Origin of the sequence: Cohnella thailandensis (genome assembly GCF_014212135.1) — a bacterium.
Classification (GTDB): Bacteria; Bacillota; Bacilli; order Paenibacillales; family Paenibacillaceae; genus Cohnella; species Cohnella thailandensis.
Window position 1 is genome coordinate 1 of record NZ_JACJVQ010000027.1, and the last position, 14026, is coordinate 14026.

The window sequence follows — 14026 nt, forward strand, 5'->3', positions numbered from 1 at the left end:
TAAGCCGGTGGTTATGACTGCTTTAGCGAAAAAATATCATAAAGCGCTTGCAAAGTAAGAAGTTCTCGCTTTATAATGAATCCGAAACGTTTTGGAAAGGTGAAGCATCGATGGCGACCATTAAAGACATAGCTCGCAAGGCCGGCGTCTCCGTGACGACCGTCTCCCGAGCGCTAAACGGTTACGACGACGTGAGCGAGACGACGCGCAAGAAGATCAAACAAGTCGCCGAGGAACTGTCCTATAGCCCGAACGCGGTCGCCCGAAGCCTCGTATCCAAGAAGACTAGGACGATAGGTCTCATCATCTCCGATATCAACCGGGCGGGAGCGAAGGACGCGTTCGCCTATGAGGTTCTTTGCGGCATCAACGACCGGGCGGGAGATTTGAATTACGATTTGCTGCTCTTCAGCACCAACCCTTCCAAGCAGATGGAGAAGTCCTATACCGCGCTCTGCAAGGAGAGAAACGTGGAAGGCGCGATCATCTCCGGCTTGCGTCTGGACGATCCTTACTTGCAGGAGGTCATCGACCAGAATTCGTTCCCTTGCGTGTTGATCGATATTCCGCGAACCGGGGACAACGTGGCGTATATCGCCTCCGACAGCAGAGCCGGAGCCGCGATGGCGGTCCAGCATCTCCTCGACGGCGGCCACCGCGAGATCGCGATGATCAATGGCCACAACCAAGCGTTCGTCAGCAAGGAGAGATTGGACGGCTACAAGGACGCCCTTGCCAAGGCGGGAGTTCCGTTCCGGCAGGAGCTGGTTTACGACGGAGCCTTCACCGAAGACGGAGGCGCCGAGGCGATGTACCAGATTCTGCTCCGCCATCCGGAGACGACGGCCGTCTTCTGCGCGAGCGACCTGATGGCGCTCGGGGCGATGAGGACGCTGGAGCGCATGGGGCGGCGGGTTCCGGAGGATATGTCCGTCGTCGGGTTCGACGACATCAGCATCGCCGCGTATTGCTCGCCGAAGCTGACGACGATCCGGCAGGACAAATACGAGATGGGCTACCGCGGAGCCCAATTGCTGATCGACATGCTGGACGACCGCACCGACAGCCGCAAAGTCATCCTGGGCAATCAGCTGATCGTCCGGGAGAGCACGGCCCCAAAGGGAAATAGATGATCTTCCCTTTTTTTACGCGAAATCCGAAACGTTTCGGATTCTTTTTTCGGCAAGTACCCAAAACGTTTCGGAAAACCCAGGGAATGGTTAATGTAAGCCAAGTCTTAGAAAAATATAAGCAAAAACGGGGGAGAGCGCCATGGACTACAGAGTGATTAAAAACAACGATTTGTTCCTGATGACGGATCGACACGGGGACGTATCCGGCGAAGAAACGCCTAACGGTCTGTACAAGAGGGACACGCGATTCCTGAGCCGCTTCGAGCTCGCGATCAACGGCAAGCGCCCGGTGCTTCTGTCATCGGCGGCGAACGAGAATTACATCGCGACGTTCCGCCTGACCAATGAGCACATGACCGAGAACGGGGAGCTTCTCTTATGGAGAGAATCGGTCGAGGTCAACCGCGAAAGGTTCATCTATGGAGACGTGTTATATGAGAACGTTTCCTTGACGAATTACTCGACCAAGCCGGTTTCGTTCCGGTTGTCGCTGCGAATCGGAGCCGACTTCGCCGACATGTTCCTCGTCCGCGGCTTCCAGCCGGCGGATAAGCTGGGAAGCGTCTTGGGACGCGAGGCGAGCCTCTTCGGCTGGAGCTCCGAATACCGCGGCGCGGACGGCATCTCCAAGGCGGTCTCCGTCCGGTGGGACGTCCAAGCGGAATCGGCGAACGAGGAGGGCGAGATCGAATTCCGGGTCGAGCTGATGCCGGCCGAGTCCAAGCGGCTCCGGCTGACGGTGTCTCCTTCCATTGAAGGGGAGAAGCCGGTTGTCCTGGAGCCCGGGCAAGCTCTCGCGGAGCTGAGGCAGGCGGAGGAGCGTTGGCGGGCGAAGGTAACGGACGCGACGAGCGACAACGAGGTCTTTAACCGATTGTACGAACGAGGCGTGCAGGACTTGCAGGTGCTGCTGTCCGACTTCGGCTTCGGACCGTTCCCGGTGGCGGGCTTGCCTTGGTACGCCGTACCGTTCGGAAGAGACAGTCTGATCGCCGCGCTGCAGATGCTGCCTCTCGATCCTTCGATCGCGCTCGGCACGCTGAGAATGATGGCCGCGCATCAGGGAACGCAAACGGACGGCTGGAAGGACGAGCAGCCGGGCAAGATCATGCACGAGCTGCGCAGCGGGGAGCTCTCCAAATCCGGCCAGGTGCCGTTCTCCCCGTATTACGGAAGCATCGACTCCACTCCCCTGTTCCTGCTTCTGGCGGCGGAATACGTTCACTGGACGGGCGACTCTTCTTCCATTGAAGCGTTGATGCCTGCGATCGAGAGAGCTCTGGATTGGATCGGCGACCACGGCGACCGCGACGGAGACGGCTTCGTCGAGTACTTCCAGGAATCGTCGAAGGGTATCGCCAATCAGGGCTGGAAGGATTCCGAGGATTCCGTCGTGCATAAGGACGGTCGCTTCGCCAAGGCTCCTATCGCGCTAATCGAAGTGCAAGGCTACGTCTATCAAGCGAAGAGCAGACTGGCACCCGTGCTGGAGAAGCTTGGACGCAAGGAGAAGGCCGACAAGCTTCGCGCCGAAGCGGCCAAGCTGAAGCAGGCGCTGGATTCCGCCTTCTGGATGGAAGACGAAGCTTACTATGCGATCGCGCTGGACGGAGAGAATGAGCAAGTCCGCTCCGTCACATCGAACCCGGGCCATCTTCTGATGAGCGGCATTCTGTCGCCTGAAAAAGCTCGGCTTGTCGCCGAGAGGCTGATCGCCCCGGATATGTTCAGCGGCTACGGCATTCGCACGATGTCCGCCGAAGCGACGGGGTACAATCCGATGAGCTACCATGACGGAAGCGTCTGGCCTCACGACAACTCGCTCATCCTGCTGGGGCTGAGCCGAACGGGCCAGCTCGAGGCGGCTCGGACCGTTGTCGGCGGATTGTTGAAGTCGGCCGCGCAGTTCGAGTACGCCCGCCTGCCGGAGCTGTTCTGCGGCTACGGGGACGAAATCGGCTATCCGGTCTCTTACCCCGTCGCCTGCTCGCCGCAAGCATGGGCTGCCGGAACGTCGATCGTCATCCTGCAGGCGATGCTCGGCCTGGAGCCGAACGCGCTTGAAGGCACGTTCAAGCTCAGCCCGTTCCTGCCGGAAGGCATCGATCGCCTTGTCGTGCGCCACCTGCCGGTAGGGGAGGGGCTGCTGTCGGCGGAGATTCTCCGCGGCGGGAACGGCGGCCCGGTTACGGCGCGGGTTCTCGAGAATACGAGCGGGCTTCGTCTCGAAGCAGCCGAAGCCGCGCCGAGCCGCTCATGGAATTAGGCGGAAGAGGCCGGGCTGGGGAAGAAGGCCGAGGCCGGAAGGTACCTCCGGTGCCAAGGCCGCTTCTCCTCCGCGGAATCTGCAAACGCTTAATTTATAAATAGCATACAAAAGGGAGGAGTTAGGAATATGTCACGGAAATGGATTGCAGGTACGGCACTTCTATTATCTTCCGCTATGGCGCTCTCCGCTTGCGGCAGCAACTCGAACTCGAACGAGGGGGCTTCGTCCCCCGCGGCCTCGCCTTCGGCTTCCTCGTCGGCGGCCTCCTCGGCTTCGGCACCGGCCGAAACGACGGAGATTACCTTCGCCGGATGGTCTTCTTCCCCTGAGGAGCAAGCGCTGCTTCAGCAGGTGCTGGACGAATTCCAGGCGAAGAACCCGACGATCAAGGTGAAGTACGAGGTCATAGCCGATCAGTACATGGACGTCATCAAGACGCGCCTCATCGGCGGAGAAGCGCCGGACGTCTTCTATCTCGACGCGTTCGAAGCGCCGGGCCTGATGGAGAAGAACGTGCTGGAGCCGCTCGACGGCTATGTGACGGATGACTTCGACCTGGGAGACTTCGAGACTCCGATGCTGGACGCGTTCAAGTCGACCGACGGCAAGACGTACGGGTTCCCGAAGGACACGTCCACTCTGGCTCTCTTCTATAACAAAAAGATGTTCGCCGACGCCGGAATCGCGAACCCTCCGACGACCTGGGACGAGCTGCAGGCGGTTGCCGAGAAGCTCACGCAGAAGAGCGGCAGCAAGGTGTCCGTCTACGGTCTCGGCCAAGCGCCGGAGCTGGCTCGCCAGATGTTCATGATTCAAGCCTTCGGCGGCAAGCTGGCGGACGACCAAGGACAAGCGGCCTTCGCGACGCCGGAAGGCTTGAAGGGTCTGCAGCTGGTCATCGACCAGCATCTGGTCGCCAAGACGGCCGGCCAGCCGTCCGACGTCGGCGCCGGCTGGGGCGGGGAGATGTTCGGCCAGGGCAAAGCGGCCATGGTCATCGAAGGCAACTGGGCGATCCCGTATCTGCAAACCAACTTCAAGGATCTCGACTTCGCGACGGCGGAAGTGCCGACCGTCAACGGCAAGAAGGGCACGATGGCGTTCACCGTCGGCTACGTCATGAACAAGGAGAGCAAGCATAAAGAAGCGGCATGGAAGCTGATCTCCTACCTGACCGGCAAGGAAGGCATGAAGACCTGGACGAGCAAGGGCTTCGCCTTGCCGACGCGCAAGTCCGTCTCCGCCGAGCTCGGCTACGACAAGGATCCGCTGCGCGGCGCTCTCGTCGCCGGGGGCTCCTACGCGACCACATGGCAAGCGGGCTCCACGCTGCCGACGATCATGAACAACTTCAACAACCAATTCATCGCGGCTTACACGGGGCAATCGAAGCTCGAGGATGCGATGAAGAGCGCTCAAGACACGGCCAACAACGAGATCAAGGCTGCCCAGTAACAGGCCGGACGAGACGCGTCGCAAGACCGATCAAAGCCCGGGCGGATCCCGAAAGCCGCCCGAGCTTCGATCTTGCGGGCCGCTTGGGCCCCAGACGGGTGAAGCCGGGCTCCCGGCGCCATAAAGACGCCAGAGGCGTATTGGCTTGGCTTCAGCCGTTTCGCGTCCAGGCGAGAAATCATTTCATTAAAGAAGGGAACGTGCCGGTATGTCCAAACGTGCGGGCAATAATCGCTTAAGGGAAGCGGCGGCGGGCTACGGCTTCATGTCGCCGGCGATCCTGATTCTGGGCTGTTTTCTGCTGCTCCCGATTCTATATGCGATCTTCTTGTCGGTTCACAAAGTCAATCTATTGGGAGAGGTAAGCTACAAGTTCACCGGAACGGCGAATTTCGAGCGGATGATCGACGACCAGAGGCTGTGGATCGCCTTGCGGAACACGGCGCGATACGCGCTGATCGTCGTGCCGTCTCAGACGATTCTCGCGCTCGTGCTCGCTTCCATTCTCAATATGAAGATCCGCTTCCGCAATTTTTTCCGCGTGGCCTACTACTTGCCGACGGTGACCTCCTCCGCGGTTCTCGTGCTGATCTTCATGTGGATCTACAACACGAACGGGCTGCTGAACTTCCTGCTGGAGAAGGTCGGGTTGCCGACATATAACTGGCTGGGAGACCCCAGCGTGGCGCTCGCCGGAATCATGATCATGAACATCTGGTCGACGGCGCCTCTCTTCATGGTGATCTACCTAGCGGCGCTCCAGGACATTCCCCAATCCCAATACGAGGCGGCGGAGATCGACGGAGCGGGCGTCTGGCAGAAGTTCTGGCGCATCACGGTTCCTCAATTGAAGCCGGTGACCTTCTATGTCGTCGTCATGGGGATCATCGGGACGTTCCAGCTGTTCGACCAATCGTACATCTTCTCGGCCGGCTCCGGCGGTCCGAACAACGCGACGCTGACGATGGTGCTGCTGATCTATCAATACGCGTTCAAGAATCTCGACATGGGCTACGCTTCCGCGCTGGCGTTCATGCTGGCCGTCGTGATCATGCTCATTACGGTGATCCAGCGCTTCTTCTTCCGGGAAGAGAAGCTGAACTAAGGGGCTTGCGGGGAAAATGGCAATCTAGGAGGGGAATCATCATGAGTCGAGCGGCGAAACGATTGAAGCCGTTGGTGTACGTCATTCTCGGCATTTACGCGGTCATTACATTCGTTCCGTTCTTGTGGGCGCTGTCCGCTTCGTTCAAGTCCATGCCGGAGATCGTGTCCGGCGGGATGCATATTATTCCGAAGCACTTCACTTTCGATAATTACAGGACGATCTTTCGTCAGGAGCCGCTGTTCACGCGTTGGTTCCTGAACAGCGCGATCATCGCGCTGTCCGTCACCGCGTTTAACCTGCTGTTCAACTCCATGGCGGGCTACGCGCTCGCGCGCATCAAGTTCCCGGGAAGCACGCTCATGTTCTATAGCATCCTGGGCATGATCATGATTCCGGGACAGCTGACGATCATCCCGAGCTACCTGATCATCAAAGAGCTCGGGTGGCTCAACAGCTACCAGGCGATCATCGTGCCGATGGCCGCCCAGGCCACCTACATCTTCATGATGCGGCAGTTCTTCATCAACTTCCCGAGGGAGCTGGAGGAGGCTTCCCAGCTTGACGGGCTCGGCCGGTTCGGCACGTTCTTCCGCGTCGTGCTCCCGCTCGCCAAGCCGGCGCTGGCCGCGCAGACGATCTTTATCTTCATGGGCGCGTGGAACGAATTCCTGAAGCCGCTCATGCTGATGTCCGACAAGGCGATGTTCACCTTGTCCATCGGCCTCAACACGTTCAAGGGCCAATACATCAGCTTCTGGAACTACATCATGGCCGCCTCTATCATCATGACGCTGCCTGCCTTGCTCATCTATATCTTCTTCAACCGATTCTTCGTGCAGGGCGTTACGTTCACGGGCAGCAAGTAAACGCCCGAGCGTTACCTAGCCGCCGCGCTCGCTTCAGCCGCCGCCGTTCCGGCCGCCCGGCCGGACGAGAAGGCGGCTGTTATGTTATAACCGCCGGTATAGCCGTGAATGTCCAGAATTTCTCCGCAGAAGTACAGTCCCGAGCACTTCTTCGACTCCATCGTTCGAGGGTCGACTTCCTTGACGCTTACCCCGCCTCCGGTGATGAACGCTTCCTCGATGGAGAGCGTTCCCGAGGCGTTGACCGGCAAGCCCTTGCACAGCTTGGCGAGGGCTTCCCACTTGGCGCGAGAGACGTTCGCGACGCCTTCGTCCGGATCGAGTCCGGCGAGACGGAGAACGAGAGGGACGAGCCGTTCGGTCAGCTTCTGGCGGATAAGCGTCTTGACCGCCTTCTTCGGCTCGGAGCGGGAAGCGACTCCCCAATCGGCGGCCAGCCTCTCGGCCGACTCTCCGGGAAGCAGATCGATAGCTACGGTTACCGGCCCTTGCCCGTCCCGCAGCGCCTTCACGACGAACTGGCTGCAACGCAGGGCGGCAGGGCCCGACAGTCCGAAGTGGGTGAAGATCATATCTCCTTCATGGGAGATCAGCTTCTTGCCCTTCCCGTTCAGAACGGTCAGCACGCTGCCCCGCAGCGAGAGGCCTTGCAGCTCGCGGCTCTCGATCCACGGCTCGTCGGAGGTGATCGGAACCTCCGTCGGATAGAGATCCGTGATCGTGTGCCCCGCCTCTTCCGCCCAGGCATAACCGTCCCCGGTCGACCCCGTGTGCGGAACGGACTTGCCCCCCGTCGCGAGAATGACGCAAGGCGCGGCGATCTCCGCTCCCGAAGTGACGCGTACTCCCTTCACCCGGCCCTCCTCGTACAGAACCTTTTCCACCGTTTGATGAACCTTAATGGTCACGTCCAGCTCCTTCACCCGGTTCACGAGCGTATCCACGACCGTCTTGGCCTTATCCGACGCCGGGAACATCCGGCCATGATCCTCTTCCTTGACCGCGATCCCCAGCTCCTCGAAGAAGGAGATGATCTCCGGGCTTCCGAACGCGGACAGCGCGCTGTGAAGAAACCTCCCGTTGCCGGGAATGAAGCGGATCAGCTCCTGCGTGTCCTTGTTATTCGTGACATTGCAGCGCCCGCCCCCGGATATCCCGAGCTTGCGGCCCAGCTTGTCTCCTTTATCCAATAGAAGCGTCCGGGCTCCGCCTTCCGCCGCCGCGATCGACGCCATTAAGCCGGCCGGACCTCCTCCTATGACGATTACATCCCACATAAAACCATCCCGTCGCTTTCTGTATGACATCTTTGTTCCCATTTTAGCCGTCGCGGAGAACAAATGAAAGTTTAACGACTATCAAATGACTGCTTAACGCAAATAAAATCTGCTTCAATATTCGACAACCTATGGTTATTATTGTAAACATACGTCAGTTGTGTTTTAATCAGATTGCATACAGTCAATAAGGACTACTAATCGCGTTCATAGGAGCTGAGTGTACTTGGTCTGGCAATACATTCTGCTGCAAACTCTTATTGCATTGTTGCCGATCGGGGCCATGCTCCTATGGCTGACGAAGCCGGAGCGACTTCGACATATCCCCGTCGCGATCGTCGCGGCGAGCGGAGTTTCGCTGCTTCTGGGGATGCTCAGCAGATACCCCTTGCACTCGGAGAGCATCATTAACTTCAGGCTTATCCCCTACATAATCGGTTCGCTGTACGGAGGAATACCCGGGGCTTCGCTGCTTACCGTCCTCTACATGGTTTCGCGCTTGCTCCAAGTATCGACAACCTTCTCGATCGCGCTTCTCGGATTGTTTTTCTTGTTGATCGTTCCTTATCTATTCACGCGAATTCAGCGGTTTCAGGCCGCCGATCGGGCCGGAAGGCTGCGAATCGGGTTTTGCGGCTTCCTGGCGACCTCCATCCCGTTTGTAGTGGCTGCGATTCATGACGCCAATACGGGAGATTCGGGCTTCTGGTATTGGATGTACATCGTCATCTTCGGGCTGGGTTCGGCCGCCATCATCTTGTTCTCGATCCAAACTCTCGAACTGTCTATCGACCGGATCAAGCTCCAAGTCGAATTGCAAGAGGTGAGCTCGAATTACCGCAAGGAAGTGAAGCGGCTCCAGGAGTTTATCGATATCTCTCCGCTCGTGGCGATCTTTATCGACGGCCAGGGCAGAATCACGCAGCTGAACGAGATGGCGCTTAAGCTTCTATCCCCCTATGACAGGTCGGGCGTGCTTCACCGGCCTTATTGGTCGGTACTGAACATGTTCGGCAGCGAGACGCTGTTCGATTCCATTACCAAGGTAATGAAGGGAGCCGAACGGGAGTCGGAGGTGGTCCGGTTCCGCAATCGGCTTTTTTATACGGCGGTATGCGCCTGGAGGGACGAAGCCAAGCAAGAGACCGGAGCCGTGCTGATCGCCCACGACATGACGGAGCTTCAGCAGCTCAAGGACGAAGTGGACAAAATGGAGCGGTTAAGCCTCGTAGGCCAGATGGCGGCAAGCATCACCCACGAGATCCGCAATCCGATGGCCGTCATCCGGGGCTTTATCCAGCTTCTGAACGAGCGAAGCCCGAACGAGCACCATTCTTATTTTCACATTATTCTTCAAGAGCTGGATAGAGCCAACAACATCATCAACGACTTCTTGTCGCTGGCGCAGAACCGGATCGTGGAGAAGAACACGAGAAAGCTGAACGAAGTGCTCGAGGATTTGATGCCGCTGATCTCGGCCGACGCGAACATGCGCGGCCAGATGATCGAGCTGCGGATCGAAGAGGATATCCAGCCGCTGGAGTTGAACGTCAAGGAGATCAAGCAGCTTATCCTGAACCTCGCCCGCAACGGGATGGAGGCTATGACGGACAAGGGCATTCTCCGGATCGAACTGAAGAATATCGAGGACGGCGTCCAGCTCAAGGTACGGGATACCGGCATCGGGATTCCGCCGGAGAAGCTGGAGCGGCTGTTCGAGCCGTTCTTCACGACCAAGACCAACGGAACCGGGCTCGGTCTTGCCCTGTGCCTAAGCATCGTCGAACGCCACCACGGGAAAATCCAGGTGGAATCGAAGACCGGGGAAGGAACGACTTTTATCGTATCGTTCAATAAATACAAAGCCGGCCAATTGACGGCGGGCGCATAAACGAAGACGTTCCTGTTCACAATAGGAGGGAACCATCCAGACAAGGAGGATGCTCCCATGCCTAATCCACAAGGTCCGGCTCCGCTCGGTCGCAAGAGCGCGGGCGACGGCGGCAAGAACAAGCAACCCGAGGCCCCGGGATTCGACAAGAAGCTGGACGGTCCGAATCGGCCGTCGACTTGAGCGGAAGGCCAGATCGACATGACGAACAGGAAGCCCGGGACGGGGGCTTCGTCTCTCCCCGGCTCGGGTCGCGACGAAGCTGCGCCGGATCCGTTCGAGATTGAGTTCAGACCGGAATTCCGCGAAAACAGGGGCCCGCGGGAGCCGTTCATCAATTCGCACGGAGTCGTTATCGGAGATCACGATTACGAGTCCGATAACTCGCCGCTCGAGCAGTGGAGCGAAGAGACGGATCCCGCCGTCATGGCGGGGGACGAATGGGTGCATCCCTATAAGGATATCGGATTTCGTACGCGGGAGAATCGCGATATATTCGAGGAGGGCATTCCTCCGCGCACGGGGAATTTTATGCATCCGACCCACCAAACAGCCGACTTAAGCCGGATAGCCGACAACCCGCTCGACCTGGAAGACGAATACGAAAGTTACTATCCGGTGCCCGAGGTATTGGACGAACCCTGACGCTCTCGTCGGGGTTCGTTCTTTTGACGGTTTTCCAGTCAAAGCTTATAATAAAAAGTAAGCGGATAGGTCCGCCAAATCGGATGCAGGAAGAGAGGTTGACACTAATGTCAATGTCATTTGAGAGATACATGTTCGACATGATCCAACCGATGCGCGACGATCTGACCCGGGTTGGAATCAAGGAGCTTCGGACTCCCGAGGAAGTCGAAGAAGCGCTCCCTAACGCGAAGGGAACGACGCTCGTCGTCGTCAATTCCGTCTGCGGCTGCGCGGCCGGCCAAGCCCGTCCGGGCGTTGCGGAAGCGTTGCAGCACGACGTCGTGCCGGATCACCTATTCACGGTGTTCGCGGGCCAAGACAAGGAAGCGACGGCTAAGGCTCGCGAATATTTCGCGCCATACCCGCCTTCTTCTCCATCCATCGCCCTGATGAAGGACGGAGAGCTCGTGCACTTTATCGAGCGCCATCAGATCGAGAACCGCAGCGCGGACGACATCGCCGCCGATCTGACCGCCGCGTTCGATCGCTTCTGCCGTTGATAGAACGATAAGCCATCCCGCCGGTTCGCAAGTGAGCTTGCGGGAGTTTTTTTGATTATTTCCGATGGATAAAGTTAACAAGCGGGATAGGAGCGAGATGCATGAGCCTTCAACAGGAGATTATCGGCAAGCTCGGAGTGAAGCCGACGATTGACGTCGACGGGGAGATCAGAAGAAGGGTCGATTTCCTTAAGGAATACGTATTAAACTCGAAGACGACGGGGCTGCTGATCGCGATCAGCGGAGGCGTGGACAGCGCGGTCGCGACCGGCCTGTGCAAGCGCGCGACGGATGAGCTCTCCCAAGAGACCGGCAAGGAATACATTACTCTTGGAGTCTTCCAGCCTTACGGCGAGCAAGAGGACATCGACCACAGCTACGCGGTGGCCGAAGCGTTCAACCTGACTCATAAAGTAGAGACGAATATCGCCGAAGCGGTGGACGAAGTCGTGCTGGAGACGGAGTACGCCTTCAAGGCCCTCGGAACTCCGCGCCATATCAGCCGCGGAGGCAAGGGCAACGTCAAAGCCCGCACGCGGATGGTGATCCAGTATGCGCTCGCGTTCGACATGAACCTGCTCGTCGTCGGCACGGACCATGCTTCCGAGGCTCTCACCGGCTTCTATACGAAGTGGGGAGACGGAGCGGTCGACATTACGCCGCTCAGCTCGCTTAACAAGCGTCAGGTCCGCGAGATCGCCGCTCGCCTTGGAGTTCCGCAAGAGGTCATTACCAAAGCTCCGACGGCCGGGCTGTGGGAAGGGCAGACGGACGAAGCCGAGCTCGGCGTCTCGTATGAGGCGAACAGCGACTACCTGGAAGGCAAGGAGATCGACGCCGCCGCCCGGGAAGTGCTGGAGCGCCATTACCTGCGCACGGAACACAAGCGTTCGCCGATTCCGGGCATCTGACGGCCGATGATCGTCGGCGTCGGATTGGATATGGTGGAGCTGGAGAGAGTGGACAAGCTTCTCGCCGGCTCCGCGGGCTCCCGGTTCGCGGCAAGAGTGCTGACGGAAGGCGAGCGGGAACGCAGCCGCGTCATGTCCGGCCGCCGTCTGGCGGAGTTCGTCTCGGGACGATTCGCCGCCAAGGAAGCGGTCGTGAAGGCGCTAGGCTGCGGCATCGGCAGCGCCGTCGGGTTTCAGGATATCGAAGTGCTGCCGGACTCTTCCGGCAGGCCCTGCTGCCGATTGTCGCCCGAAGCGTGGGAGCGGCTCGGCCTCAAGGAAGAGCTCCATCGCCTTCACGTGGCGATTACGCACGAGAGAAGCATGGCCTCCGCGACGGCTATCGCGGAACGAATATAGCGAAGGAGAGCCCTAGCGCCGGAGAAGGCGTTCGGGCTCTCTTTGTTATTCGGGGGCCCCCCCCAAAAGTAATCGGAATCGACGACAGAGCTTTGCGTCACTTTTGGGGATTAACTATTTATGCTCCGACAGCCACTCCGCCATCGCATCGATCTGTTCCGCGCTTAATTTTCCCTTGAAGCCCTGCATGATTTTCCCGCCGTTCTCGATCTGGGCCTGGATCTGCTCCTTCGTAAGGCGCGCTCCGACCTGTTGAAGATTGCTCTCCTCTCCCATCATGCCTTGAAGCTCGGTGCCATGGCAGGAGATGCAGTTGCTGCGATAAAGCTTTACCGTCTCTTGGGGCCCGGACAATGGCTTGGCGCTCGCGGTGGACGGAGCCTTGGCTTCGCCGCCGTCCTTGCCGCATGCGGCCAAAAACAAGGAGGCGATCGCGAGAATGGCCAGCAGCTGCGAGACCGTTCGGAAGGAGTTGGCTTTCGGGGATGGAACTCTTACCATTTCAATCTTCACCTTCGCTCGCTTATAATAAGATGTTGTTACGATTACATACGCATAAGAGATTTAACGCAACTTGGGGAGCGCACATGACTACTAGCTATTTTACCATACTGATGAACAACCTCGAACATATGCAGGTCGAGACGGTGGCCGCGGCGGATTCCGGCAAGGAACAAGGGGTGCCAAGCGTCGGCAACTGGAAAGCGATGGATTGCAATCGCTTCCTGTTGGTGACGGAGGGGAGAGGCAGGCTGCTGACGGACCAGCATGAAGAGGAGCTTGCGCCGGGAACGCTGGGGCTTGTCCTGACAGGCACGCCGCACACCATTGAAGCCAAAGAGGGAGAAGTTCTTAAGCTGAAGTGGGTGCACTACAAAAGCAGCTTCGGGGAGAGGGATTGGTACAATAGCCTCGGCTTGCCGATCGTCATTCATTCGGTACATGACGAAGGCGCCAGCCTGATGGATAAGATCATCCATAACGTGACGCGCGACGGACTCACTTCGCGATTAAGAAGCAAGGCAGCCATTCTGGATTTGATCAGCCTTTATCTGGAATGCATACCGCCCATCCACACGATCGCCGAAGGTATTCCTTCGCAGGACATGGAGAAGATCAACGTCGTCATCAAGTACATAGACGAACATATTGCCGAGAACATCACGGTGGACGAGCTGTCGCGGCTTATCTATCTCCATCCGAACTACTTTATCGTGTTCTTCAAGAGCATGATGGGCTGCGCGCCGATCCAGTACGTGAACCTGAGACGAATGGAGATCGCCCGAAGCATGCTGCTCCAGCCGGATTGCAACGTGTCCGACGTCGCGAGCCGAATCGGCATGAAAATCTATTATTTCTCCAGGATGTTCAAGAAGCACACGGGGATGACGCCGAGCCATTACCGGAAGATGGGGGCCCGAATGCCGGGGTCGGGCGCGTCGGAAGCGGAAACGAACGAATAACGGATCTGATGAAAAAAAAGCTAATCGAGCATTAACGAAACTAGCGGCGGAACGGATGTCGCGGAAG

General features: G+C 58.3%; 14 protein-coding genes. 12 read left to right on the forward strand and 2 right to left on the reverse strand.

Features of this window, described 5'->3' with window-relative positions; translation table 11 throughout:
* The first annotated feature begins 110 nt into the window (after window positions 1–110).
* The 5 genes from H7B67_RS27810 (at window position 111) to H7B67_RS27830 (ending at window position 6831) form a co-directional block, all read left to right on the forward strand.
* Complete coding sequence (locus H7B67_RS27810; RefSeq protein WP_185123161.1) at window positions 111–1133, forward strand: LacI family DNA-binding transcriptional regulator; 1023 nt, start codon at window positions 111–113, stop codon at window positions 1131–1133.
* 139 nt (window positions 1134–1272) lie between these two features.
* A complete protein-coding gene (locus tag H7B67_RS27815) occupies window positions 1273–3399 on the forward strand; it encodes an amylo-alpha-1,6-glucosidase (protein WP_185123162.1) in 2127 nt (708 codons plus the stop codon).
* A gap of 129 nt (window positions 3400–3528) precedes the next feature.
* Window positions 3529–4857 carry an ABC transporter substrate-binding protein gene (locus H7B67_RS27820; protein ID WP_185123163.1) on the forward strand — a complete coding sequence of 443 codons (1329 nt, stop codon included), beginning with the start codon at window positions 3529–3531 and terminating at the stop codon, window positions 4855–4857.
* Window positions 4858–5065: 208 nt separating this feature from the next.
* On the forward strand, window positions 5066–5962 hold the full coding sequence (locus H7B67_RS27825) for a carbohydrate ABC transporter permease (protein ID WP_185123164.1): 897 nt from the start codon (window positions 5066–5068) through the stop codon (window positions 5960–5962).
* Window positions 5963–6003: 41 nt separating this feature from the next.
* Entirely contained in the window at window positions 6004–6831 is an 828-nt protein-coding gene (locus tag H7B67_RS27830) for a carbohydrate ABC transporter permease (RefSeq protein WP_185123165.1), read from the forward strand.
* Window positions 6832–6842: 11 nt separating this feature from the next.
* On the opposite strand, the gene H7B67_RS27835 is transcribed toward H7B67_RS27830, so the two are convergent.
* Window positions 6843–8108 (reverse strand): BaiN/RdsA family NAD(P)/FAD-dependent oxidoreductase, encoded by a 1266-nt coding sequence (locus H7B67_RS27835; RefSeq protein WP_185123166.1) that lies wholly within the window; start codon window positions 8106–8108, stop codon window positions 6843–6845.
* Window positions 8109–8334: 226 nt separating this feature from the next.
* On the opposite strand from H7B67_RS27835, the gene H7B67_RS27840 reads away from it, so the two are divergent.
* From H7B67_RS27840 to acpS, 6 genes are all read left to right on the forward strand, one after another.
* Window positions 8335–9999 (forward strand): ATP-binding protein, encoded by a 1665-nt coding sequence (locus H7B67_RS27840; protein WP_185123167.1) that lies wholly within the window; start codon window positions 8335–8337, stop codon window positions 9997–9999.
* A gap of 57 nt (window positions 10000–10056) precedes the next feature.
* Window positions 10057–10182, forward strand: a complete 126-nt coding sequence (locus H7B67_RS27845; RefSeq protein ID WP_185123168.1) for a spore protein — start codon at window positions 10057–10059, stop codon at window positions 10180–10182.
* A gap of 18 nt (window positions 10183–10200) precedes the next feature.
* Complete coding sequence (locus H7B67_RS27850; protein WP_185123169.1) at window positions 10201–10644, forward strand: DUF3905 domain-containing protein; 444 nt, start codon at window positions 10201–10203, stop codon at window positions 10642–10644.
* A 107-nt stretch (window positions 10645–10751) separates the two neighbouring features.
* Entirely contained in the window at window positions 10752–11186 is a 435-nt protein-coding gene (locus tag H7B67_RS27855; RefSeq protein ID WP_185123170.1) for a BrxA/BrxB family bacilliredoxin, read from the forward strand.
* A 101-nt stretch (window positions 11187–11287) separates the two neighbouring features.
* Window positions 11288–12097, forward strand: a complete 810-nt coding sequence (gene nadE / locus H7B67_RS27860) for an ammonia-dependent NAD(+) synthetase (protein WP_185123171.1) — start codon at window positions 11288–11290, stop codon at window positions 12095–12097.
* 6 nt (window positions 12098–12103) lie between these two features.
* Window positions 12104–12496: a holo-ACP synthase gene (gene acpS, locus H7B67_RS27865; RefSeq protein WP_185123172.1), complete on the forward strand. Its 393-nt coding sequence runs from the start codon at window positions 12104–12106 to the stop codon at window positions 12494–12496.
* Window positions 12497–12610: 114 nt separating this feature from the next.
* Here the strand turns inward: acpS and H7B67_RS27870 are convergent, their stop codons facing one another.
* Complete coding sequence (locus H7B67_RS27870; protein WP_185123173.1) at window positions 12611–12997, reverse strand: c-type cytochrome; 387 nt, start codon at window positions 12995–12997, stop codon at window positions 12611–12613.
* A gap of 86 nt (window positions 12998–13083) precedes the next feature.
* Here H7B67_RS27870 and H7B67_RS27875 point away from each other — a divergent pair, with 86 nt between their 5' ends.
* On the forward strand, window positions 13084–13959 hold the full coding sequence (locus H7B67_RS27875; RefSeq protein WP_185123174.1) for an AraC family transcriptional regulator: 876 nt from the start codon (window positions 13084–13086) through the stop codon (window positions 13957–13959).
* Window positions 13960–14026: the final 67 nt, after the last annotated feature.